Genomic DNA, 24,792 nt, shown 5'->3' with positions numbered 1-24,792 from the left:
TTGTGCGCAAACAGGCGATTTGTCTGACAGTCAGGCCTCTGCCATCCCATGCGACTATGTCTGGTGTGCGAGTCAAGGCGCGAGATTTCGTCATCGTTTAGCCGCGTGTTTCTGTTGTAGGTGTGCCGAGACTCTTGGCAGTAACTCGATCGTGCGATTCATCTTGGCCTGCACAGCCGTTTCAACCTGCGCCAGGCGATAGCGAGTGCCCTGTGCCGTTGCGATGTGTTCCCGACCGAGACCTTCCAGCTCTTGCAGCGCCAAGTCAGACAGCTCCTGGCGGGAAGTGAGGTAAGCGGCAGCCGATTCGATACCTTGCTTTACCAGATCCAGATCACGCTGCCCCAGCGAATCATTGAGTGCCTCGGTCACTTCGACACTCACACGGAAGAACGCCAGAAATTTTTCCAGATGCGTACCGCCCGTTCGTACATCAGCAGCTCCGATGACCCCTACGATCAATGTTTCCTTGTTTCCGTCAGTGGTGCGTGGGTCATATTTTGAAAGAACAGATTTGACTTTCGCCTTCCAGCTTTTGGGTTTGGCTTGTTCAGCCAGGCGGCCCTCGTCGTAATCTGTGTTATCAGGCAAAAGTTTATAACCAAAGGCATTTTCTTCACCGAGCTTGTCAATCTCGGCACCTGTCACGTCAGCGGCGACGGCTGCTGTGGCTACGCCAATAACCAACCCTGCGAGCGGGTTGGAAGTGGCAGCCGTTCCGACGACCGTACCTGCAGTGAACGCCGTAGCTGCGGTGATGGAGGAAGCCAGAACGTTGAGCAAGGTCAGGACAGCCCGCTGTCCGGCGGAGCGGTAGATATCCCTGGTGGAGTTCAAGTGGCTGAGTTGATAGATCGATGTGTCCAGTCTGCGCGTGACAGTAACAAGCAAATCTTCATAGTCTTTTACGACAGTTAATAACTCGGCAGATGTTCGCTGTTGCCCCTGAGCATCGAAATATCGCAGCGGATTATTGCCGACAAACCCATACAAATTCAGCCCGTCCACATCCCCTGCCGGGTCGGCGCTGATCCAGCGCTGCAGCCAGGGCGCGTAATACCGAGCACCGTAGTAATACAAGCCGCTGACATCCATTTCCTTGCCCGAATAACGAATGAATTTGTAACTCACCTCAATGGCCGATGCTGTGGCCATCCACGCCGTGGCGCCGAAGGGGTAATAGCCTTCGTGGCTGATCACCTGTGCGCTCTGATCCAGTTCCATGACGCAGGAACTCAGGTGATCGTCGAGGCTGTAGCGCAGCTGATTGTCGTCGATGCCGCGCGGCGGATTTTTTGCCCAGTGCAGGCAGCGTGCGTTGCCGACGCTGATGACGTGCAGTTCTTCGCCGTTGTCTTTGTTGCGAATCTCCAGGCCCGGCAAGTAGCGCACCTGATGAAAGTGTTCGGCGCTATCGGTAAAGAATTCATGCCGTTTGAACACCCGTGCGCCCTGGCTGTAGCGGTAATGTTCGGCATCGTCGCGACCGCCTTCGCGGTGGATCAGGGTCACGCCTTGCAGTTCGTCGCGAGCGTTCCATTGCAGGGGCTGGCCGGGTTGCAGTGCCAGCAAGTTGCCGTGGCGGTCAAACAAGGTGTCGAACACGGGATCGGGGTCGCCCGGTTTCCAGCGCACCCCGCGATTGCTCTGCGGATCAATGCGCATCTCCCGTGTCTGGTTGGCGCCAGCGCGTACGTGGCTCAACTCGATCAGGTTGCCACCGGAGTCGTAGTGGTACGTCTGGGTGTAGTTGAGGCGGTTGTTCGGGTCGCTCGGCTGCGGCAGTCCCGGAATGTCCGAGAGCGGGCCGTCGTCATAACCGCTGGCGCTGGTCAGTCGGTACAGCGAGTCGTAGGTGAACTCGCGGTGACCATCGACCAACTGGTTGGCGAAGTAAACCGGTTCGAAGGCGTGATCCTCAATACGCAGAAGGTTGCCGACACGGTCGTAAAAATATTCGAAGTCTTGCAGCACCGGTCCCGCGTCTTTGCGGCTGGACTGCGTGCGCAAGCGGCCATCGGCCGGGTCGTACGCCCAGTAGCTGCGCACATGGTTACCGGCCAGTTGCTCGATGATCTGTCCACTGGCGTTGTACTGCGCATCGAGCAACGGCGTTTGCCAGTCTGACTCGCCATTGACCAGCAGCTTCACCTGCTGAAGCTGCCCGGAGCGACCGTGGAACGATTGCTGGCGATGCCCGCCGGCGTCGATCTGTTCCAGCGTTGCGCCGAGGGCATTGAAAGACCGGCGACTGGTGAACGCTGCGCCATCGTGAAAAGTGCGGGTGTCTGCCAATGGCTGGCCGCCCAGGGCGAAGCTGTCCGTGCGCAGCGTACCGGAGCGATCTTGCTGCTCCAGCAACTGCCCGCGCAGATTGTATTGCTTGTCGGCGGTGGCATCGGCATAGGTAAAAAGATCGACGCCTGCTTCGCCGTTTTCCTCGAGCGCCACCACCCGCAACTGAGCGTCGAAAGTCGTGTGCCAATGGTTGCCGCGCGCGTCCCAGCGCTCCAGCGGTTCACCCGCCAGCCCTGGAAGATTCAGGCGCCAGCCGGCGTCGACACTGTCGACTTTCAGCACCTGGCTAGCCAACCCGTAAACCGTTGATAGGTTCGGCTCGGACAAGCGCGGATCCCATTGCGCCACGCTGCGTCCATTCACGTCGTGACGCTGACGGGTTATCAGCGCAGTCACGGGTTCACCGGCAACGCTGCGCAAATATTCGATCTGACGAACTGCCAGACCCCGTCCCTCACTCACCGTGAGTGAGGGCGTGCGCCAATGCACGGAGGCGTTCAACGCCGTGATGTCCGCTTCGGCGGCACCGGTTCAGCGGTGTCGTTGAAGTCTTCGCTGGCGTGGTACCACGGATGATAGGTCTCGCGGGAGAAGTCGCCCTTGGCGTTGAGCAACCGGATTACGCGCCCGAGGGCGTCATAGAACAGTTGATCAAAGTAACCCAGCGTCCGTAGCGAGATGTCGTTGACGTAACCGTGCCGATTGGTAAAAAACGGCCGGAACTGGCGCACCGCCAGACCTTTGTTGTTGTATTCGATGCGCGCGCTGACGCGCCACCGTGGATTGGCTTGTACTTCAACGAACTTGCCATCTTCAACGATCAGCGAGCCGTCGGTGTCCACCGCATAGGCCAGGCCGGGTTCAACCAACTGCTGGGATTGCAGCGCTCGACCAAAGCCGTCGACGCAGGCCTTGGTGATGTGGATCTGTGCAGGCACAGCGTCATCGGGGTAGCGGTCGGCGCTGAGGACGACGCTGTGTACCGGCTCGCGTCGGGTTGCTGCGATCGCCTCGCGCAAGTTCTGTTCTGTCGCCGTCAGGCTGCCGATTCGCGCGAGTCGCCGGCGGGCGCTGGCACGAATATGGCCGCTGGGCAGGAGGTAACCGTTGGCGATCCATTCGCCGCTGGCGCGGTTGTCGGGCGGGATCTGCCCCATCCAGCTGAACAAGTCCTTGCGCAAGGTGCTGGCGGCTTTTTGCAGCGCCTCTTGCGGATCGTCAATCGCGGTATCCGGGCGATGGTCCTCGGGTCGGCGGTATTCGCTCAACGGTTTGAAACCGGCAGGCATCCCGTTTTCCGTACCGTGGAAACTGGTGGCCAGTGGCTGGCCGGAGGGTTCGTAAATCGCCTCCTCGACATTCTCGTTGGCATCGATGATGCGCAGCGGTTGCAGCGCGTGGTAGTCGTATTCGACCTGGGTGGTGCAACCATCCGGCAACTCGACGCGGGTGATCGCCAGCCGAAAGTCGTCGTATTCGGCGCGGGTTACGCCATGGCTCGGGGTTTCGTGGTAGCCGTGTACCTGGTGAAACCCTTTGAGGTCGGCGTACTCGGCGTAGCCGAATGTCGACGACCATAGATTTTCTTCGTCATCGTCCGTCTCTACCTCAAACAGCAACGGCATGGCGGTGTAACCGATTTTTTTCAGTTCGACACGGATATCGAACGGCGGCGGCAGCACGTTGTAGGCGTCCAGTGCGGTCTTGTCCAACTGCGCCAATTCCAGTGGCCCGGCCAGTGCTTCGAACTCGGCGACACCGTCGTCCAGCGGCGAGCCGTCCGCCTGCAAATAACGCTGCACCGACTGTGTCGTCAGGACTCGTTGAGTGTTCCAGTGCGGCGAATCCTGATGCAAAGCCAGTTGCTCGAAACACACCTCACTCGCGGACATCCCCTCAGGCAGTGGGCCTTTTGGCAAGACCAGCGCGTTGCCACGCTGTTGCCACGGCAGGCCCAGTCGCCACTGTTGGGGATTACTGTCGAGGTTGATGTATCGCGCGCGGGTTTCGCTGATGTAGAAGGATTGCTGCGCCTCGTCATGGGCGTCGCGCCACCACTGTTGTTCATCGGGATCGGTGAATGGCGGGGTGTCCGAGTCGACAAGCCTGCGGGCGTAGCTCACGGCCAACGCATGGGTCGACAGACCGAAGTCGTTCCAGCGCAGATTGACCTCATGACGGCACAGCGGATCGTCGATAAACCGGTCGTACTGGTAGCTGATTTTTTCCAGTACCAGCGGCAGCAACACAGCGGCCGCATATGGCCCTTTGGGCCGGACTTCGCGCACCAGATAACGTAGCTCTTGCACCGCATAAGGCGTGGCAATGCCAGGCTCATCCATATCCGCATCGGCATAGGTTTCGATGCGGGTGATCGAGCCGACCAGCGCTCGGGATATCTGGTATTCACTGTCGGCGTCATGCGGCGCGATGGGCTCATCGATTTCGTCGCCGGCGTGGTAACGGCTGAACAGTGTGGTGCCCAGTGCGACGGCTTGCGCATCCTCATTGAAATAGCTATCACGCGCCCGATCCATTGACTGCCCGGTGTGGAACCAGGTGCAGACCCGAACCGGTTCGCTGAAGCCGACGTCATCATCGCCCGTGGCGCTTTCACTATCGGTTTGCTGCAACAGTCCGAAACCGCGGAACTCGCGTTCCTGGCCGTCGTAAACCCCTTCGCGCCAAGTGAAAGACTGGGTCAGGCAGTTGCCGGTGACTTCATCCAGTTGTTGTTGTTTTTTGACCACCGCCACCGGGAACGGCAAGTGCGAAACCGGCAGACGCTTGAGCTTGAGCATCCGCTGTTTTTCATCCAGCCATTCCTGGGCGGAACTGCGATAGACCACACTGGCGCTGCAACCCATGTTGTTGTTGCTGGCCGTCAGCAAATAGGGTTTGGCCGCGACGAAATCGTAGCGCCAGTGCTGCGGTGCGAGGTGCGGCACCGTCAGTATCAGGCTGGCACAGCCCAAACCTTGCAGGTCGGCGAAGCTCACCTGGCACAGGCGGTCATAACGCACACCTTGCGGCCAGGGCACGATCACCGGGATCTGTTCCAGCCCGTTGCCGCCGCGGTTCAGATAGATCTCGAACACATCGGACTTCAGATAGATCAGCGCCGGAGCCCCACAGCCATCGAGGTCGGCGAGGCGTACCCGCGATGAATCGAATTGCTCGTATGTGAAGGGCAGGTCACTGATCTTGCGACCTTCACCAAACCGGCCGTGGCCCAGGTTCGGCCAGCAGCGGATTTCGTCATGACGAATGCGGCACAGCTCGGGCATGTCGCTGCCCAGCAGATTGCCGAGCAGCACCAGTTCAGTGGGCGAGTCGCTGAATAATGGCAAGCGGTCATCGGGTGGTGAATGCGGCACCTCTTCTGCCCGGGCGAACCCTTGCTCTCGCTGGTTGGCGTACAGGCGCACCGAGTTCGGGCCGATCAGGGCAATCGAGCTGAGGCCGTCACCGCTGAGATCCGCCAGTTGCACCAGCGTGTGGAAAAACTCCAGCGCAAACGCGTTGAACGGCACGAAATCGGCGAAATCGCGTTGCGCATTCAGCGTGCGAAACCCGCTGGCGCCCGGTTGTGCGGTGATCCAGTCGAGACGTCCGTCACCGGTCAGATCGGTCAGCCATTGCATGACCGGCCGATTGCGATCAGCCAGCGGAATCCTGTCCAGCGCGGTCCATGGTCCATAGCTGATTTCATCACCACCTACTTTTGCGCGTAGCGGTTCGCGGTAGTACCAGCCTTGGTCATAGCGGCAGAGAAACCCCGGCACGCCTTCGCCGTAGAGGTCAACGCACTGGTAGAACCCGCCGTCTTCGACGCCTGGCTGCGTGTCTGTTGCCAGCAGGCGTGTCGGGGTTTTATTGATTTCGAAGGCTGAGTAGTCGAACTCCACCGGCGGCGTGTTTTCCACGTAACCGCTGGCATCGAAGGCTTGATAGTGGGCGGCGCTGATCTGACTGAACGCCCACTGCGTCATTCTTTGAAGGTCGTGATATTCCAGCAGCAGGCGCCGAACCAGCAGAGGTTTGTCGCCCGAGGCTGTGGGGAAGTGATGAAACATCAGTACTTGCCGACAGAGCCGACGGGTGCCCACTTCAAAGCCCTGGCCATAGGTTGAAAAGGGATCCGGGCGCAGAGGCCACGGCAACAGTGTGGCGCCGTCGTAAACCGGGACTTCAGTCAGCGATGTAGTGCGCTCGCCGTAGTCGAAGATCAGCTGAAAATGCCAATCCGGTTGGGCCGCGTCCTCCGCCTCCCAGGCATACAATTTCTTGCTCGCCGTGAAGTTGCCGTAGCACACCCGCTCCAGATAGCGCTGGGCGCTGTAGTCATGGATCGGGTCGGGATCCTGATCATCGGCCTTGTACCGATAACAGATGTGTTCGCCGCGCGTGTTCATGCTTTCGCAGAGCAGCCAGGCGCCGACACGGCCCTGAGCCTGTGGGTCTTCACGGCGTGAGGCGGCTGTTTTGCCGTAGACGTGCAACGAACCATCGGCACCGTGTATCAGCCAGAAACCAGGCGGTGCGGCCTCCTTCGAACGAGACTCTCGTTGCCAGTATTCACGCAGGGAAAAGTCCCCCTCAACCCGTGGCCAGTAGCGCACCACACGGTGTAGGCCGATGTTCTCGCTGTCATAAGTGGATTGATGGCGGGACTTGATTGTGCCGTCGGCTTCCAGCTCTGGCATCCACACTTCGCCGTCATGGCCGATGATCTCGTCGTGGTCGGTATAGCGCGGTACGCCCTTGTTGGTGCGCCGGCTGATCTGACTGAGGCCAAGTCCCCAGCCAATCCCGAACGGGCCATTACCGGTCTGGCTGCTGTAAGTCAGCGACAGTTGCGGATCCCAGCCACGCCCGGCGGACAGTGGCATCGGCAGCTCGAACGACGCTGCGCCGGTCGGTCCGACGGCCCCCCAACTTTTGCCGATGGTGGCAATCGACGAACTCTTGGCAATGGAAGGTGTAGTGATGTTCAGTTCCTGATCGGCCATGGTCTTGTCCGTTGCGCACGCGGAGGGCGAGGGTGGATAGACGCTAGCAACAATCAGGCGCGAGGTAACCTGTCAGACCTGACAGGTGCGCAAGACCGATTTGTATGCATGGGCGATGTTTTTATCGCCAAATCATTGAATAAACAAAAAGGCCGGCCCGTCGTATGACGGGCCGGCCTTTTTTTACAGCGTTATAGCGCTTACTGCACTTCGACCGCCAGGCTTTCGCTGATCTTCTTTTGCCAGATCGCAGGACCGGTGATGTGTACCGACTCACCGTTGCTGTCCACCGCTACGGTGACCGGCATGTCCTTGACCTCAAACTCGTAGATCGCTTCCATGCCCAGTTCGGCGAATGCCAGCACCTTGGACTTCTTGATGGCCTGGGCCACCAGATAAGCGGCGCCGCCAACGGCCATCAGGTACACAGCCTTGTTGTCCTTGATCGCTTCGATTGCGGTCGGGCCGCGCTCGGACTTGCCGATCATGCCCAGCAGGCCGGTTTGCTCAAGGATCTGACGGGTGAACTTGTCCATCCGCGTGGCGGTGGTCGGGCCAGCCGGGCCAACCACTTCGTCACCGACCGGATCAACCGGGCCGACGTAGTAGATGAAGCGACCTTTCAGATCGACCGGCAGGGTTTCACCTTTGTTGAGCATCTCGACCATGCGCTTGTGCGCCGCGTCGCGACCGGTGAGCATCTTGCCGTTGAGCAGCACGGTTTCGCCCGGCTTCCAGCTCTGCACGTCTTCCGGAGTCAGCGTGTCGAGGTTGACGCGACGGGCCGACGGGCCTGCTTCCCAGACGATTTCCGGGTAGGCGTCCAGCGGTGGCGCTTCCAGCGAGGCCGGGCCGGAACCGTCGAGCACGAAGTGCGCGTGACGGGTGGCGGCGCAGTTCGGGATCATGCACACCGGCAGCGAAGCGGCGTGGGTCGGGTAATCCATGATCTTCACGTCGAGCACGGTGGTCAGGCCACCGAGGCCCTGGGCGCCGATGCCCAACTGGTTGACCTTCTCGAACAGCTCCAGACGCATTTCTTCGATGCGGTTCTGTGGGCCACGGGCCTTCAGCTCGTGGATGTCGATGGATTCCATCAACACTTCCTTGGCCATCACTGCGGCTTTCTCGGCGGTGCCGCCGATGCCGATGCCCAGCATGCCCGGTGGACACCAGCCGGCGCCCATGGTCGGAACGGTCTTGAGCACCCAGTCAACGATCGAATCGGACGGGTTGAGCATGGCCATCTTCGACTTGTTCTCGGAACCGCCGCCCTTGGCCGCCACGTCCACTTCCACGGTGTTGCCCGGGACGATGGAGTAGTGGATGACCGCCGGAGTGTTGTCCTTGGTGTTTTTACGAGCGCCCGCCGGGTCGGCGAGGATCGAAGCACGCAGGACGTTTTCCGGCAGGTTGTAGGCGCGACGCACGCCTTCGTTGATCATGTCGTCCAGGCCCATGGTGGCGCCATCCCAACGCACGTCCATACCTACGCGGACAAACACGGTAACGATACCGGTGTCCTGGCAGATCGGCCGGTGGCCGGTGGCGCACATGCGCGAGTTGATCAGGATCTGCGCCATCGAGTCACGAGCCGCTGGCGATTCTTCGCGCAGGTAGGCTTCGTGCATCGCCTGGATGAAATCCACGGGGTGGTAATAGGAAATGAACTGTAGGGCGTCGGCAACGCTCTGAATCAGGTCGTCTTGCTTGATCACGGTCATGAGTCGCGCTCCTCTAAAAGACGGGAACATTCAATAAGGTGCCTGCGGCTTGGGTGTATCGGTCGGTCGCAAGCACCTTTCAAGGCACGCCGGGGCTGCTGGCGCGACGCTAAAAAGGCGCGGCAGTATAACGCGCATCAAAGGGGCGTACACGCGCAGGTAGTCATTCGTTGGTCGCATGGTTGGGCGAATATCGGACATCGGGTTTCACGTCTACATCGCCCGCTCAGCCCAGCCCTCTCCCTGGGGAGAGGGAGCCGATCCTCATGCTGTTCAAAATCTGAGTCGGGCTCAGACAACTTGGGGGGAAGGGGAGGCGATTTGTGTCGTTGTCAAAACCCCAATTCGGCTCGGTATTTCAGGTCGGTGTAGCTTGTGAGTGAAACGCGGTCAGTCCCCTCTCCCACCGGGAGAGGGCTAGGGTGAGGGGCTTTTGAGGCCACACTTTTGACGTCAAATTTCGAGCCCGAAAATCGGTGGTCATTTATCGACTACGCCACTAAAGTGGCAGCCGGTCTGTAGAGTAGGACACTCGGTCAGCCTCCAATCGCACGGTGAGTCAACGATTGACCCATAACGCCATTCAACGTCTTTTGCTCAAACGCTTTGCCCTCGCTGCAGCCACCTATGGATTGGCTTTGGTGCTGTTGTGGCTGGCGTTTTTCACCGGGCATTACGACCAATCCTTGAGCGCAGTGACCATCGGCAGCGCGCTGGTGGTGATCACTCAGGCCATCCTGTTCGGCCTGTTCTGGTCTGGCCGTAACCTGCGCTTCTCCGATCCCAGCCTGACCGAAGCGCAAGTGCTGCTCGGGCTCGGCTGGCAGACTTGGCTGATCGCCCATCTGGATGAAGCTCGCAGCGCGTTTCTGGTGTTCTACGTGCTGATCCTGTTGTTCGGTCTGTTTCATCTGAGTCGGCGGGCGTTTATTCGCTGTGCGCTGCTGGTGTTCTTCAGTTTCTGCGCAATTACCCTGTGGGACGGCTATCACATGCGCTTGCCGGAACCGGCGCTCGCAGCCTTGCAAGTGTGCGTCCTGGCGATGGTGCTGGCGTGGCTGGTGATTTACGCACGTTTCGTACAGGTCTCGCGCCAACGCATGCGCCAGCGTCGCTTTGCCTTGCAGGCGCATCAGGACACCCTGCGCGGGATGATGCGCCAGCTAGAAGACCTGGTCGCCACCGACGAACTGACCGGCCTGTTCAATCGCCGGCATTTTCTGCGCCTGGCCTCGCGTGAACTGAATGCGATGGACGATGACGTGGTACACGGGCTGGCGCTGATCGACCTCGACCATTTCAAACGCATCAATGATCTGCACGGCCATGCCGCTGGCGATCAGGTGTTGCAAGCCTTTGCCGGCGTTGCTCAAGCATGCCTGCGCGACGGCGATGTGCTGGCGCGTTATGGTGGTGAGGAATTCGTGGTATTGCTGCCCGACTGCGACGCCGAACGCCTTACGGCTTGTTGTGAAAGGCTGCGCATCGCCTTTACCGACGTCGAACTGATCGGTCTGAACGTGCGAGATCTCAGCCTCTCGGCCGGCATGACCTTATTGGCGCTGGACGATGATCTGGACGACGCCTTGCAGCGCGCCGATCAGGCGCTCTATCGAGCCAAGCGTGACGGGCGCAACCGCTGTGCGGCCGCGTGGGAGAACGTCGATGCCTGAACTTCGCGTCGGTGAACGGCACTGGTCGGTGGCGGCGGGCAGCAATCTGCTCGATGCCCTCAACCAGAACGGCGTGGCTGTGCCCTACAGTTGTCGCGCCGGCAGTTGCCATGCCTGCCTGGTGCAGTGCGTACAAGGCCTGCCGGCAGATAACCGCCCGGATGCCTTGAGCGCCGAACAGCGTGAGCAGGGTTGGCGGCTGGCCTGCCAGTGTCAGGTGATCGAAGATTTGCAGGTGCACACCTTCGACCCGATCAAGGACGGTCGCCCGGCCGTCGTCGAAGCGCTGGACTGGCTCGGTGACAATGTCCTGCGTCTGCGCCTGACCCCGCAACGGCCCTTGCGCTACAGCGCCGGCCAACATCTGGTGCTGTGGATCGATCACATCGCGCGGCCGTATTCGCTGGCCAGCCTGCCGGAAGAAGACCGCTTTCTTGAGTTTCACCTCGACTGCCGACAGCCCGGCGAATTCAGCGATGCGGCGCGGCGCTTGCAGATCGGTGACCCGATCCGCCTCGGCGAACTGCGCGGCGGCGCGCTGCATTACGACCCAGACTGGCATGCAAGACCGCTGTGGCTGCTGGCCGCCGGTACAGGTCTGGGCCCGTTGTTCGGTGTGCTGCGTGAAGCCTTGCGCCAGGATCACCAAGGCGCAATCCGCGTCATTCACCTGGCCCATGACGCCAGCGAGCACTATCTGGCCAAACCCCTTGCGGCACTGGCCGCGCAGCGGGAAAACCTGACCGTCGAACTCTGGGCGGCGGCCGAGTCGCCCGCCGCTTTGGCGCAACTGCGCCTTGTTTCCCGGCAAACCCTGGCCTTAGTCTGCGGCTCACCGACCAGCGTAGACGCCTTTGCCCGGCGGCTTTACCTCGCTGGACTGCCGCGCAATCAACTGCTGGCCGACGTCTTCCTCAGCCGTGGTTGAGCGCTGATCCATCAGACGCGAGACACGCCATGCCCGAAGCCATCCTGCTGGAACGCGAACGCGGTTTACTGACCCTGCGCCTCAACCGCCCCGACAAGAAAAATGCCCTGAGCCGGGCGATGTACAGTCGTCTCGCCGAGGCGCTGAAGAAGGCTGACAGCGATCCTGAAATCAACGCCGTGCTGATCACCGGCAGCGCCGAGTGCTTCACCGCCGGCAACGACATCGCCGACTTCATCCAGCAACCGCCGAGCGATCTCGACAGCCCGGTGTTCCACTTCATGCTCAACCTGCTCGAGTTCCGCAAACCAGTGATCGCTGCCGTGGCCGGGGCGGCCGTGGGCATTGGCACCACGCTGTTGCTGCACTGTGATCTGGTCTACGTCAGCCGTGATGCGCGCCTGCGCATGCCGTTCGTCAACCTTGGTTTGTGCCCGGAGTTCGGCTCCAGCCTGATCCTGCCGCGCTTGCTCGGCCAGGCCAAAGCTTCCGAGTTGCTGTTGCTCGGTGAAGGCTTCAGCGGTGAACAAGCCGCCGAGTGGGGCATTGCCAGCGAAGCGTTGGGCAGCGGCGAAGCGGCACTGGCCAAGGCGCGGGAAATGGCCCTGCGCTTCGATGAGTTGCCGCCCGAAGCCGTGCGCATCAGCAAGCAACTGATGAAAGCGCCGGATCGTGAGTTGATCCGCAAAGTGATCGAAGCGGAGGGCGCGTTGTTCACCCAAAGGCTGCGATCGCCCGAAGCGCTGGCGGCGTTGACCGGGTTTATCAAGCGGCACTGAATCTTCGCTGATCCGGCCAGCGATGGAGTGACTGTTGGATCAGAAAACAAAAAGCCCCGCCATTCACATGGCGGGGCTTTTGCTATCAGTAACATAACCTTTGCATCATTCAGCAGTGGTAGCGAGCGACGATCCCATTGTTATGGGATACACCACCAACGACGATTTTTTCGTTTTGCAGTATCACCACAAAACCTGCATCGGATCCGGTGCTCAAACGTGTTCGCGCCCAGCCAAGACCATCATTGAAGTCAGCGTCCAGCTTCCCGGTTTTATCAAATCGAGCAACAACCAAGTCGAACTTGAAAGTATCCTTTCGTTTGTCGATTGCGCCGACAACGATAAAATTGCCGTCCGATTGACGCGTAATCGCTTTCCATAACGTGCTGCTTTCCACCAACTTGGTGTTGAGCGGTTCGCCGAAGTTGAAGTCGTTGTCCGGTTCGCCGTTATTCTTCAGCATCCGTAACTGACCAACGTAGGGGTCATGAACAGAACTGCCACAGCTCAAGAAACCTTGGCTGTCTAACCCGATCAGCGTTATTGCTCGTGAACCGCCCGGAATAACTTCAGGGTCGTGCATGATCCGAAATCCCTGCGGGCCAAACGAGGTATCGGGTGTGCCCTCGTCACTGTAACGTGCAAAGAAAGTGCTCACAGGCGATGTACCCAGATCGTAGACACCGCCGCAGGCAACATAACGACCCACCGAATCGACGGTGACACTTTGGATTTGTGTCTGGCCGTTGTCATACCCCGGAGCGATTACCGGTAGATAACCGGTTTGGCAGAAGTCCGTATCTAGCGTGCCGTTTTCCAACGTACGCAGGATCAAGCCGTAGCTTGGTTCATTCGGTCTGAAAAAATAATGAGAAAGCAGAATCTTCCCGTTCTGCAGCACCGTTGCCGATCCCTCATGAGTGTTGCCTTTTCTCAAGGGTGAATTGGCTGCCTGAGCTATCGTTTTTTTTTGTTCTGCCAGACCATTGGGGCCGGGAAGATGGAAGATAATTCTGCCTCGTCCGTCTTCTCCGAATGTAGGGTCAAAAACGCCCTGTAGATCCAGTCGTGCTAAAGCCGGGAATGGGTCTTTACCGATATCAGATGCACCGACGAGTAACAGCTTTTCACCTGATAGAAAGAGTTGAGTGCAGTAGGAGCTCTGTCCTTCTTCACCAAACAAGCCCACGACAAAACCGTTGTTGCCAAAATCGATAATGAGTTGACCGGTCGAACTCAATGCTGCGATAAAAAACTTTGAGCCCCGTTGGTCTTGCGCACTACCACACACATACAACGTGTTATCAGGGCCGTTGATGACGCCACTGACATCTGCGGACAGTGTGCCAGGAACGTTGATATTCACCACGCCATCGGTGCCGAAAGCCAAATCGATTTTTCCGGCCATATTTGCTGACCGGTTTTGCTCTGATACGGACATTTTTCTTTCTCCATGAAATGCGCCTAGCAATTGGCAGCGCGTGGCGCGGCAAACATCATTGGAATAAAAGAACAGACCTGACTACTGTCAGTGTTGACAGTTGACATGAGCCAGAAAACAAAAAGCCCCGCCATTCACATGGCGGGGCTTTCGCTTTTCAGCAACCGGTCACTCAGACCTGCGGGTCGCCCACGTGCAGGATCTTCATGCCGTTGGTGCCGCCGGTGGTGTGGTAGCTGTCGCCCTTGGTCAGGATGACCCAGTCGCCTTTTTCCACAACGCCGCGCTTGACCAGTTCGTCGATCGCCTTCTGGCTCACTTCGTGCGGCGGTAGCGATGCCGGGTCGAACGGCACGGTGTACACGCCACGGAACATGGCCGCACGGGCCTGAGTTTCACGGTGCGGAGAGAACGCGTAGATCGGCACCGAAGAACGGATGCGCGACATGATCAACGGCGTGTAGCCACTTTCGGTCAGGGCGATGATCGCTTTGACGCCCGGGAAGTGGTTGGCGGTGTACATGGCTGCCAGCGCGATGCTCTGGTCGCAGCTTTCGAACACTTTGCCGATGCGGTGGCTGGAGGTTTTACCGGTCGGATGCTTTTCAGCGCCGACGCAGATGCGCGCCATCGCTTGCACGGCTTCCAGCGGGTACAGACCGGCAGCGGATTCGGCCGAGAGCATCACGGCGTCGGTGTAGTCGAGCACGGCGTTGGCCACGTCGGACACTTCGGCGCGGGTCGGCATCGGGTTCTGGATCATCGACTCCATCATCTGGGTCGCAACGATCACAGCCTTGTTGTGGCGGCGTGCGTGCAGAATGATTTTCTTCTGAATGCCCACCAGTTCGGCGTCGCCGATTTCCACACCGAGGTCACCACGGGCAACCATCACTGCGTCGGACGCCTTGATCAGGCCATCGAGGGTTTCGTCGTCGGCCACGGCTTCGGCGCGTTCGATCTTTGCCACCAGCCAGGCAGTACCGCCGGCTTCGTCGCGCAGTTGACGGGCGTATTCCATGTCGGCGGCGTCACGCGGGAAGGACACCGCGAGGTAGTCGACTTCCATTTCTGCGGCGAGCTTGATGTCGGCCTTGTCTTTTTCAGTCAGGGCCGGCGCGGTCAGGCCGCCACCGCGACGGTTGATGCCTTTGTGGTCGGACAGCGGGCCGCCGATGGTCACGGTGCAATGCAGTTCAGTGGCAGTGGCGGTATCAACGCGCATCACCACGCGGCCGTCGTCGAGCAGCAGCTCGTCGCCCACGCCGCAGTCTTTCACCAGATCCGGGTAGTCGATGCCGACCACTTGCTGGTTGCCTTCGGTCAACGGATGGCTGGTGGAGAAGGTGAACTGGTCACCGATCTTCAGCTCGATCTTCTTGTTGGCGAATTTGGCGATACGGATTTTCGGGCCTTGCAGGTCACCGAGCAGGGCGACGAAGCGGCCGTGCTTGGCAGCGAGGTCACGCACCAGTTTCGCGCGAGCCTTGTGCTCGTCGGGGGTGCCGTGGGAGAAGTTCAGACGGGCAACGTCCAGACCAGCCAGAATCAGCTGTTCGAGAACTTCCGGCGAGTTACTGGCCGGGCCAAGGGTAGCGACGATTTTGGTACGACGGACGGACATGCAAAGACTCCTGAGTTCAAGCGCTAGCGAAGGCTACTATGCTCGAGGGGTGTAGTCATTGTTCGTTTGCACTACTTTCTATTTTCTTTATTGAACGCGGTAACTTTGGGACAAACGCGCCTGAAGATTTCCGACGATGGGTCGATACAGAGCTCAAGACAGGAGAACCCCCATGCGATTGTTGCCCATTGCCGCCCTTGCCCTCAGCGTCCTCGCCGTCACGGGCTGCACCCGTTGGTCGATGAACCATCATTTGAACAACGCCTACAGCGCCTATGATCGCGGCAATTGCGAGCAGGTGATGCTCGAACTGTCCAAGGTCGAACGTGCCAGCCGCGCCCGCCCGTACGTGTGGCCGGAAGTGTCGATGATGCGCGGCCAGTGCCTTGAACGGCAGAAAATGTTTGTCGATGCCGCGCAGACCTACCAGTTCATCATCGCCTCGTACCCCAACAGCGAATACGCCTACCGCGCCCGCGCGCGCCTTGAAACCTTGCAGAGCCTGGGCCATTACCCGACCCGCAGCGCCGCAGCCGTGGTGCGTCCGACCCGTTTTTGATGGTGGTTGTCATACAAAAGCTGGCCGGTTGTACAAGCTGAGCTATAGTCGAATGAATCGGGTTTAGAGCCGTGTCTCTAATACCGTGCAACACCTGCGACTGGCCAGTTGTCAGGTGACGGCGATTTAGCGACCGTCACACCGGAAGCGGGGAGAGCGTGCTTGCGATACAGGCGCGTTCCGAAGCAAAGGTGCGGCTCTGTGAGAGAGCCTTGCATGGCGAACTGCGCATCATGTTTACCGACCGCCGAATCGAACGGCATCAGTTGCCGTACTTCCTCAGAGTGTTCAACAGTGTCACCGACAAACCCATCGGCTTTCTCGGCAATGTGTCCGAAGACGGGCTGATGCTCATCAGCCAGTTGCCGATGATGATCGGTGCGGATTTCCATTTGCGTCTGAAGATCCCCTGCGGCGATGGCTGCCAGCAGGTGATCGATCTGGCTGCCTGCTGCCTCTGGTGCCACGAAGACGCGACCCCGCTGCACTACGACGCCGGCTTCAGCCTGCAACGACCGCCGGTGGAATACGGGCAACTGGTCGAGGCGCTACGGCAATACTTCAGTTTTCAGCCGTTGCCGGCTTCGGCCTGAGTTCTGCGGCGCCTTCACCATTGCAATCGCTGGCAAGCCAGCTCCCAAAGGGTTTGCGTCGTTCACTGATGTTGTGTCCGCTCGCTGAACCTGTGGGAGCGGGCTTGCCCGCGATGGCGTCAGTTCAGGCGCCGCATGGTTAACGATCAGGTCACGGCAATCGCCCGTTCGTTATCCAGCGCCTGCTCCGCCAGCAACAATCCCATCTCGCTCAACTGATAGATCGCCATCGCCAGATGTCGCGGCTTGTCGTCCAGGCTGTCCGCCAGATCCAGCAACAGAATGCTCACCGACGAAAACGTTTCGTACGTCTGAATGGCCACGGCTTCGGGGTTGAGGTCGGGGGCGACCCTGAACATCTGCATGCCACGATCCACGGAGTTGCGCGGGTCGGGTTTCGGTTTGAGGTAATGGTCGAGGGCTTTTTCGGCGGCCTCGTGGAGTTTTTTTGATTCGGCTGATTTATAGGGGGAAACCGAGTCGTCGGTTTCGGGGGGATTAGGCGTGTCTTTGAACATAGTCATTTCTCCGGTATGGGCTGCCCCCGCTTCGCGACTAAACGAAGGGTGGCGGCTGGACGCAGGTTAGTCGACCGGTGGAGAAATGAATCCCGGCGCGCCCGGAGGCGCCCTGCGTACAGCCACCATCGAGTGCGGGGATAGGGAATACCCGACTTGATGACGCTTACACACATCATTTCAACCACCGGGCGACTAAACCCGACCACTGATTGGCAGCGGCACGGATCAAGTTACGGGGCATCAGCCAAGCGCACAAGCCGGCGGATTCTGAGGGATGTGTAGGCAATGGCGCAACTCGGCGTAGCCGCAAAGGGACGGCTGTAGGACGGCACCGAACGGTGTTGTGGGAAGAGTTATCGCGCATCGAGATTGCCAGACTCACAGGCAGGCATTGTCCATAAATGAGGAAAAGCGACACCTTCAGGTTTCCGACCGGCGGCACTTTAACCTGTCAGATCTGACAGTGGTTGCGCGTTGCCGTGATGCCTATATTGGCGGCAGTGCGTTAGTTCTCCATTGCCGGGACATACTGAAATGAACGACAACGTTGATGACGGTGATAAAAGCAAAGCGCTGCTGAATGAAAGCAGTGGCGAACCTGCCAGTGAAGCAATAAGCGTCGCGCTGGAGAACGACTCATATCAGGATGCGGGCGATGAAGGGCCACATTCCGAGGTGTTTTGGTCCAACGCGGTGGAGACCACCCTCCACCAAACGCACCCTCGCGTACCTACATTGACCACCCAACTGGAATGCCAGTACAAATTTGAATACGGAAGTCTTTATGTAAGAACTCTGCGTTACAAGATGACAACGCGTAATGGTGATTGGGACCGTGCCAATATAGATCTTTACCTTAAAACCCGTACTAGTGTGGTGGTGTATTCGCCGGACGAACTTAAGCAAGACGGAGCTTGGCACGACTATTCACGTGAAACTAATTCCCCCGCTGCCCCCGTTGCTGACGGGGGGCTGAAAAACAGAATATATATTCGGGTCAATTATGACGGAACGAATAATGATGTTGAGCCGCATGAGGGATTCGGTCCTGAGGTATACCCCGCAGCCCCCCCATTCATCGATAGACCGGTGGCCAACGAGGTAATAGGGGGGTTATTCCTTGTCACGGGCAGCAACGGCCTTGTTGGTGGCACGATCCACATTTATGTCAGCTATGGGGCTGCTGAAATTGAGGTCGGAACTGCGCCCGGCGAAATCTCTGGACGCTGGGAAGCCACCTGTAGATTGCCGTCGGGCATGATGGAGAAAGGGACCCTGAGTGCTCTTCAAAAAATCGGCGATCAAACATCTGTGCGATCGAACATGGTCGGCGTTTACCCTCACCGCGCTCCAATAATTACTTACCCACCCAAGAATGTGGTGCTCACCCGCCAACCCCTTAAGTTAACAGGTACGGGGACCTACCCCTGGGATCTCAATGTCATGACGCCGGGTGGCGGTATTCTTCACGCATCGGCCAAAGTCAAAAACGACATGACCTGGGAGGCGGATTTCAATCTTTCGAACTACCCCAACGGCGGTCTGGTTGAAATGACCGCGGGCCACCGGGGCGTGAATGACTGGTCACAACTGCATACCTTCACCTTGCTGGCTGTTCCCATCATCAGTCTCCCGATTTCCGCAAGTGTCACCGATCTGCGTGGCCCCATATCCGGCACCGGTTTCAAAGGCGCCATTGTCGAGGTGCTCAGAGACACTCAGCATGGGTCCAGGATCGGGCAGGCGAACGTTGAATCTGACGGAAGCTGGGTGATCAAGACATTCGACAATGAAATGTCGCCCGGCCCTTTTTCGATTGTCGCCCGCCAAATCCTTGGCAACGTCACGACGGGTATTGGTGACGCAAGAGGTTTCAAAGTTCGGCCTGCCACATTTACAGCTGTCGGTGTCACCTGCGAGTTCATCGATACATCAATCAAATTCTCCGGCACCACTGCCCATCCCGGCGCTACGGTCGTGATCACGGCTCCGGTTTCGTCTGTCACACCGCCACCGCCAGTAGTGGCGACCGGTGGCAAGTGGACAACCACGGCGACAGGCTGGCCGATCGGCATTTACAGCCTGCAAATCGTGCAAAAGGTGGGCGACGGTGCCAGTGGCTGGATCGAGTCACAGCCCTTCACGTTCGAGGTCGAACTGGTGTTGTCTGATGTGAGTGATGTGACATCAACCACCGACTATAAGCCGACTGTCAGCGGCAAAGGCATCAGCGGCGCCACGGTGCAATTGCTGTTCCCCGGTGGCGCTGATGCCGGCCTGCCCAATGCCACTGTGACGAACGGCCAATGGTCAAGCACGGCTTCGACGGTGTGGGGGCCGACGCGGGCTCTTGCCATCAATATCAGGCAATCGCGGGACGGGCAGTATTCACCCAATTGGATTGCGCACACGATCAACATTCCCCCCTTGGCCCCCGGCCTGAACGACCCGGTGGAAGATGGTCTTTCCCCAAAGCTCAGCGGTACTTGCTGGCCGGGTGCAGCGGTCAAGATTCAGTACAGCGACGAAAACAAGATCGTGCATGACGCGATTGTCAGTGGTGGTACCTGGCAGTTCCGGCGCGACAAGGAATTTGCGCCGGATGTGTCGCATACCGTCACCGTTACCCAATTCGCCGCCGAGCAAACCTCGCCGCCGGTTTCCAAGACCTTCACTGTCAAAGTGCTCATGCTCCAACCGCAGATTACCCAGCCCGATGACGGGGCAAAAGTCGGTCGGGTTGTCACGGTCGAGGGTAAAAACGGTATGAAGGGCGCCACGATGCAGTTGCGTGACATGCGTTTCGACAGCCCGCTCGGCAATCCCAAGGTACTGGATCAGGACGGTGACTGGTCGATTGACCTCAGCAATCTGGAGTTCAGGCTCTACACCTTCGACGCGCAGCAGACCCTGCTGGGCAGGCCTTCGGCTTACAGTGACGCGCGCACCCTTGAAGTGGTGTTGCTGCCCCCGGAATTTACCCGGCCGACGCAAAACGGCAAGCTGCCCCGCATGGCGAAACTGGAGGGGCGCGGCATGGCGAACGGGCATGTCGAGATTTTTCTCGAAGGCCTCAGCGGGCCTCTGCTCACGAATGTTCCGGTGAAATGGGACGGCAATTGGGACGCTGAAGTGACGTTGCCGGTAGGACATAAAACCCTCTGGGCGCGGCAAACGTTCCGGGATGAAAACGACAAACTGCAGGAATCAGAAGACACACCGCTGCTGCAATTTGACCTTGTGCCGGCGGCGCCGTTTATCGAGTCCCCAGTCGAAGATGACCAGGTCGGCCAACAGGTGGTGGTGTCTGGTTTCGGTATACCGGGCGACACCGTCACTGTGCAGTTGAACCTTGGTACACAAAGTACCGTCGTGCTGGAGGATCGCACCTGGTCGGTGACGCTGACTTCCGGTGTGACGAGCGGCTTTCACGCTTTGCAAGCGACGGCAATGTACGACAGCTTTGAGTCGGATCCTGCGCAGCGAACGGTTGAACAGAGCGCTTACCGACCCGTCATCGACGAGCCGGCAGCCGGGCGCTGGCTCACTGATCCGGTGGCCCTGGCCGGCAAGGGGTGCGAGGGCTCCGTGCACGTGGTGAGCTGGTTCAACCCGGACGTGAAGTGGTCGCTGCCGCTGGCCGTGTCTGGCGAGGCATGGCGCGGCGAGTCCGAAGTACCACTGTCACCCGGGGGCAATTGGTGTCGCGTCGGGCAAACGCTTGTCAACGATCCTGACGGGGTAAAGGCTTCGGACTGGGTGTTGAGCGCGCGCTTTGAGATCGAATCCTCAAAACCGACCTGAGCCAGGCGAGCCGACGAACGGTCTATAAACCTGTCAGATCTGACAGTAGACGTTGACCTTTTCAAAGCGCCAAATCGTACTCACTCAATGCGCAGCCTGCCGGAAACGGCAAGCTGTTCGGGCCAGTTGTCGCCTCAAGGAACCTGATCATGGTCGATTCGCGCCGCCCCGTCCTGCAACTGTTCGATCAGTTGTTTGCTGAGGAGCAACAAGTACAAAACATCGGGCTGGAAAACCTGAAAACCTACCTCGAGCAGGGCGGATCGATTTTTCCTTTGGTGGAGAAGGGCGTTCAAGGCTTGGTCAGGGAACAGCGGGTAACCCCCGATGACGCGCGGCGGTTTCTGCGCTCGGCCAACAGCATGGCCACGTTTTTGCGTCGCCAGTTTATCGAGCAAACCTTGACCGGCGACAAGACGACTGCAACACGCAGTTCAAGCGGTTTGTTATCAATGGTTATTGGCCCCAATTATGAATTTCTGATCGGTACACACTTTGCCGCACTGTGTCCGCCGAATGCACTGGAGTCACTGTTGTCGCCAGTGGCTTATCTGATTGAACTGTTGCGCTGGATTCGAGACCGTATCGAGTCTGTAGACAATCCGCCGGCGGAATTTCGACTGCATAACCGCCGTACTGATTTGCTGCCGTTGTCTGTCGACTTCAATGCGGTGTATCAGTCGATATCTTCGGTCGACATCATCGTCGCGGTGCTGGAAGCGTTCATCGCTGAGAACACGGATGACGAGAACAATACGTCCATTGAAGATGCGTTGATCGAAGCCCGCTATCCCAATGGCCTGCCGTACTACCAGCATTGGGTCACGCTTGATGGCATTGCCCAGTCTCATGGCCTGTCGGTGGGCGATTTCGAGCACAGGGTTGACCTCACGTATCCGTATTTTCTGCAAGCCAATGCCCGTGGCCCCAATACCGGTCCCGGTTTTGCTCATGCGTCGCGGCTTGGCCCTTATCAGCGGGAGTTGTTAACGGAACCGCGTGCGGGGTTCGGTGATGCCTATGCTTTCTACGCGAGCAATTTTGGTACTAGTGGGGTTGAGCATCTAAACCTTAATCAGTTTGCGTTTTTTGGCGAACGGACAAAGTTGACCAGTCCGCAGATTGAAGCCTTGCTGTCGATTCGCGATTTTGCACCGGTACGTTCAGCCAATGTGACCTACCCGGATGAGGCGCCCGAGATACCGGAAAGCGAGCGTTCGGGATCGGTCTACATCAACAACAACACCTCTCCGCCGGTGCGCATCGACGACGGGTCATTGTTACTCCCTCGCCTGACAGCAGACCCCAACGACGCTGAAGGCTTCAACCGCTACGACCGGATGAATCAGATGGTGCGTCTGGCCAATTGGGTCGGATTGCCTTTTGACGAGGTGGATGCGGTGTTGGTGGCAGCCATCAAGGCGGTAGAGCTTGGCAATGCACCTTCCCCTACGAAAGAGATGAACATATCGAGCGGCGTCGTGCGCGCACTTGGCCTGTTTCAGACCTTGCGCGAGCGCTACGAATGCACAGCCGCCGACTTTGCCGTGTTTATCGACGAACTGGGGGTTTATGGCCGTGGCGACGCGCTCTCGCCGTTCGACCGGATTTTCAATAATCAGGCGGGTTATCGCGAACCCTTGAAACTCGACAACGGTGAGTTTTTACTGGCGCCGGTGCCGGGCGAGGTTGATTTGACGATCAGCCAGTTGTGCAGCGGTCTGGCGATCGACCTGCAGACGTATTACTACCTGGCAATGACGGTGGCCAACGCGCACGGCCTGACGGAAAAACTGACGCGCAGTCCGGCGATTATCAGCGCCTTTTACCGCCTGGTGAGACTGCCCCGACTGCTGAACATTACTCCCGTCGAAGGTGTGCTGATGCTGTCGTTGCTGGGTGAGGATTCCTGGGTCAAAGGCGTGGCGGGTGTTCCTTATATCCATACCGTGCCAGATGGTCCACCGGATGTACTGGAACTGATCGAAGCCATGCAAAGCTGCGTTCAATGGTGCGCGCAAAGCAATCTGCCGGTGCTGTGGGTGTTACAACACGCCGTCGCTGCGCAACCGGCGCTGGAACCGACTGAGCAGGATCTGCAGTTTTTCGAGCAGCTGCGCAATTTGCTGCCGACGACACTGTTATCCAATAGCGCTTTTCTGATGGCGGGTGTGCCGCCTGCCGGGGCTGCCAACTGGCTGGAATTCCTCGCAACACTTGCCGATGGCCTGAATCCGATTGTCGATGCCAACGGTCTGGTATTGCCATATGTCGGAACTGCCGAGCAGTACCTGGCCGTTGTCCACGCAAAAATCGCGTGGGCAGTCGACAGTGCCTTGGGTGTGATCGAACCACTGTTGCGCCAGAACATCATCGACATCATGACCCGAGTGCTGTTGCAGGTTCGGGATGCTCAGACGTCGCTGGTGAAAGAGACGCTGGCCGTGTATGCCAGCGTGGGTGTGGAACAGGCAATACCGATCCTCAACTGGGCAAATTCCACGGTTCATCAGTTACTGCAACAAGTGCTTGAGCTAACCGACGCGAGTTCGGAGCAACCAGACCGAACACGCATCCGCAATGCCAACCTGATACTCGATCTGTTGGCGGAGGTGCGACGTCGCAGCGAGGTAGTGACGACGCTGGGACTGAGTGCCGCGGTGTTGCTGGATTATCTGGATTACGGCTACAGGGATTGGTTCGCTCCGACCAACAAGCATGAGTTGTCGCTGCGCACGCTGTATTACCTGACGACGCTCACCCGTGCCTTCAGCTTGAGCGAACAGCCGGCGCAGAAGCTCTTGGACTACCTGCGCCAGGTCAATGCACTGCCCACTGTCACGGGGCACGCGCTGAAGCTTGCCCAACAGGCTGCCGCCATCAAACTGGCCGATTTTTTTGGCTGGAGCGTGCAGGAAGTGCGTGAGTGTGTCAGTCGCATTGATCCCACGGACCTCAAGGTACTGAAAAACCTCAGTCAACTTGATCTGTTGATGCGGATCCGCGTGCTGTCCACCGAGAGCGGAATGGATGCGTTGACGATTTTCCTGATCGGCAGCTTGCCCGAGACCGTCGACAAACAAGCTTATGAAGAGGCTGCCGAACTTGCCCTGTTGGGCGAGTCTCGTACCCGCGCGCCAACGGTACATGTGCCCGGCGACCTCAAGGCGCTGGTCACGACCACGTGCGTAGTGCTGGGTAACAACGACGTAGTGGCCAACAAGCCTGGCGAACACATCACCTATAAGGTGACCCTGCGCGATGCAAAAGGGGCTGCGCTCAGTGGTGTCAACGTCTACTGGCAGGCCACCTTGGGCCGCATCGAAACGGGCGCGACCCAGATAGACGGAACGCTGTTGGCCGAGTTTATCCCAGGCAAGGTCATGGGCACCGATACGCCAATCTTCTGGCTGGATTTGTTTGACCCGGAGTACGCCCCTCCTTTGGTAGTCGCGTTCGAAGTCCAATCACTGTCTTTTCCGGGTGCGGAGCTGTCGCCAACCCCTTCGGGGGATGTGCCGCAAGGTCAGGAAGTCGAACTGTACGCCGTGCTGGAGGACGGCTACGAAAACCGTGCAGGAAACTCGCTGGTTGACTGGTATGCAGAGAGCCTTCCCCCCACAAAGTTCGCCGTCGCGACGATTCGGCCATCTCAGGGGTTCACCGACCAGCAGGGGCTCACACGGGTCTTTGTTTCCAGTTCGACGGGCGGAACCTTCGTTTTCAAGGTCCGCAGTCAAGCTGGAGACGCCCAAAGAACATTTGTCGACCCCATCACCTTTGTGGGTGGTTCGACACCGGGGTAAGCGATGTCGCTTGGCGAACGTTTGTCCCCG

At 58.8% G+C, this 24,792-nt stretch carries 13 protein-coding genes; 7 read left to right on the top strand and 6 right to left on the bottom strand.

Features of this window, described 5'->3' with window-relative positions; translation table 11 throughout:
• Positions 1 to 90: 90 nt before the first annotated feature.
• The 3 genes from IAI51_RS08830 to IAI51_RS08820 form a co-directional block, all read right to left on the bottom strand.
• The gene (locus IAI51_RS08830; protein WP_410457998.1) at positions 91 to 2,694 is read right to left on the bottom strand and encodes an RHS repeat-associated core domain-containing protein; all 2,604 of its coding nucleotides are present in this window, start codon (positions 2,692 to 2,694) and stop codon (positions 91 to 93) included.
• A 101-nt stretch (positions 2,695 to 2,795) separates the two neighbouring features.
• On the bottom strand, positions 2,796 to 7,310 hold the full coding sequence (locus IAI51_RS08825; RefSeq protein WP_187678114.1) for a SpvB/TcaC N-terminal domain-containing protein: 4,515 nt from the start codon (positions 7,308 to 7,310) through the stop codon (positions 2,796 to 2,798).
• 200 nt (positions 7,311 to 7,510) lie between these two features.
• The gene (locus tag IAI51_RS08820; protein ID WP_187678113.1) at positions 7,511 to 9,034 is read right to left on the bottom strand and encodes a fumarate hydratase; all 1,524 of its coding nucleotides are present in this window, start codon (positions 9,032 to 9,034) and stop codon (positions 7,511 to 7,513) included.
• Between the two features lie 566 nt (positions 9,035 to 9,600).
• Between IAI51_RS08820 and IAI51_RS08815 the strand changes: the two genes are divergently transcribed.
• Genes IAI51_RS08815 through IAI51_RS08805 form a run of 3 tightly spaced genes read left to right on the top strand, consistent with a single transcriptional unit; the run spans position 9,601 to position 12,414 of the window.
• Positions 9,601 to 10,707: a sensor domain-containing diguanylate cyclase gene (locus IAI51_RS08815; RefSeq protein ID WP_187678112.1), complete on the top strand. Its 1,107-nt coding sequence runs from the start codon at positions 9,601 to 9,603 to the stop codon at positions 10,705 to 10,707.
• A complete protein-coding gene (locus tag IAI51_RS08810) occupies positions 10,700 to 11,635 on the top strand; it encodes an iron-sulfur-binding ferredoxin reductase (protein ID WP_187678111.1) in 936 nt (311 codons plus the stop codon). The genes IAI51_RS08815 and IAI51_RS08810 overlap by 8 nt, the downstream gene beginning before the upstream one ends.
• A gap of 29 nt (positions 11,636 to 11,664) precedes the next feature.
• The gene (locus tag IAI51_RS08805) at positions 11,665 to 12,414 is read left to right on the top strand and encodes an enoyl-CoA hydratase-related protein (RefSeq protein WP_187678110.1); all 750 of its coding nucleotides are present in this window, start codon (positions 11,665 to 11,667) and stop codon (positions 12,412 to 12,414) included.
• Positions 12,415 to 12,523: 109 nt separating this feature from the next.
• On the opposite strand, the gene IAI51_RS08800 is transcribed toward IAI51_RS08805, so the two are convergent.
• Positions 12,524 to 13,855, bottom strand: a complete 1,332-nt coding sequence (locus IAI51_RS08800) for a hypothetical protein (RefSeq protein ID WP_187678109.1) — start codon at positions 13,853 to 13,855, stop codon at positions 12,524 to 12,526.
• 172 nt (positions 13,856 to 14,027) lie between these two features.
• The gene (gene pyk, locus IAI51_RS08795; RefSeq protein ID WP_187678108.1) at positions 14,028 to 15,479 is read right to left on the bottom strand and encodes a pyruvate kinase; all 1,452 of its coding nucleotides are present in this window, start codon (positions 15,477 to 15,479) and stop codon (positions 14,028 to 14,030) included.
• A gap of 172 nt (positions 15,480 to 15,651) precedes the next feature.
• Here pyk and IAI51_RS08790 point away from each other — a divergent pair, with 172 nt between their 5' ends.
• Positions 15,652 to 16,038 (top strand): tetratricopeptide repeat protein, encoded by a 387-nt coding sequence (locus IAI51_RS08790; RefSeq protein ID WP_042560673.1) that lies wholly within the window; start codon positions 15,652 to 15,654, stop codon positions 16,036 to 16,038.
• 233 nt (positions 16,039 to 16,271) lie between these two features.
• Complete coding sequence (locus IAI51_RS08785) at positions 16,272 to 16,631, top strand: PilZ domain-containing protein (RefSeq protein WP_187678107.1); 360 nt, start codon at positions 16,272 to 16,274, stop codon at positions 16,629 to 16,631.
• Between the two features lie 146 nt (positions 16,632 to 16,777).
• Here the strand turns inward: IAI51_RS08785 and IAI51_RS08780 are convergent, their stop codons facing one another.
• On the bottom strand, positions 16,778 to 17,149 hold the full coding sequence (locus IAI51_RS08780) for a DUF6124 family protein (protein ID WP_187678106.1): 372 nt from the start codon (positions 17,147 to 17,149) through the stop codon (positions 16,778 to 16,780).
• Between the two features lie 537 nt (positions 17,150 to 17,686).
• On the opposite strand from IAI51_RS08780, the gene IAI51_RS27920 reads away from it, so the two are divergent.
• Together IAI51_RS27920 and IAI51_RS08770 are read left to right on the top strand one after the other, a co-directional pair.
• On the top strand, positions 17,687 to 20,956 hold the full coding sequence (locus tag IAI51_RS27920; protein WP_262410322.1) for a hypothetical protein: 3,270 nt from the start codon (positions 17,687 to 17,689) through the stop codon (positions 20,954 to 20,956).
• Positions 20,957 to 21,105: 149 nt separating this feature from the next.
• The gene (locus tag IAI51_RS08770; protein ID WP_187678105.1) at positions 21,106 to 24,762 is read left to right on the top strand and encodes a Tc toxin subunit A; all 3,657 of its coding nucleotides are present in this window, start codon (positions 21,106 to 21,108) and stop codon (positions 24,760 to 24,762) included.
• Positions 24,763 to 24,792: the final 30 nt, after the last annotated feature.

It is taken from the genome of Pseudomonas sp. N40(2020) (assembly GCF_014472415.1).
In the GTDB taxonomy this organism is placed as follows: Bacteria; Pseudomonadota; Gammaproteobacteria; order Pseudomonadales; family Pseudomonadaceae; genus Aquipseudomonas.
The sequence above is the reverse complement of the archived record's forward strand: the minus strand, read 5'-3'. Positions and strand labels throughout refer to the sequence as shown.

Bases quoted from the DNA above. Each gene is read 5' to 3' on its own strand.
- IAI51_RS08810 (WP_187678111.1), top strand. From the start codon at position 10,700: ATGCCTGAACTTCGCGTCGGTGAACGGCACTGGTCGGTGGCGGCGGGC.
- IAI51_RS08800 (WP_187678109.1), bottom strand. From the start codon at position 13,855: ATGTCCGTATCAGAGCAAAACCGGTCAGCAAATATGGCCGGAAAAATC.
- IAI51_RS08825 (WP_187678114.1), bottom strand. From the start codon at position 7,310: ATGGCCGATCAGGAACTGAACATCACTACACCTTCCATTGCCAAGAGT.
- IAI51_RS08805 (WP_187678110.1), top strand. From the start codon at position 11,665: ATGCCCGAAGCCATCCTGCTGGAACGCGAACGCGGTTTACTGACCCTG.
- IAI51_RS08780 (WP_187678106.1), bottom strand. From the start codon at position 17,149: ATGTTCAAAGACACGCCTAATCCCCCCGAAACCGACGACTCGGTTTCC.
- pyk (WP_187678108.1), bottom strand. From the start codon at position 15,479: ATGTCCGTCCGTCGTACCAAAATCGTCGCTACCCTTGGCCCGGCCAGT.
- IAI51_RS08820 (WP_187678113.1), bottom strand. From the start codon at position 9,034: ATGACCGTGATCAAGCAAGACGACCTGATTCAGAGCGTTGCCGACGCC.
- IAI51_RS08785 (WP_187678107.1), top strand. From the start codon at position 16,272: ATGTTTACCGACCGCCGAATCGAACGGCATCAGTTGCCGTACTTCCTC.
- IAI51_RS08770 (WP_187678105.1), top strand. From the start codon at position 21,106: ATGGTCGATTCGCGCCGCCCCGTCCTGCAACTGTTCGATCAGTTGTTT.
- IAI51_RS27920 (WP_262410322.1), top strand. From the start codon at position 17,687: ATGAACGACAACGTTGATGACGGTGATAAAAGCAAAGCGCTGCTGAAT.
- IAI51_RS08790 (WP_042560673.1), top strand. From the start codon at position 15,652: ATGCGATTGTTGCCCATTGCCGCCCTTGCCCTCAGCGTCCTCGCCGTC.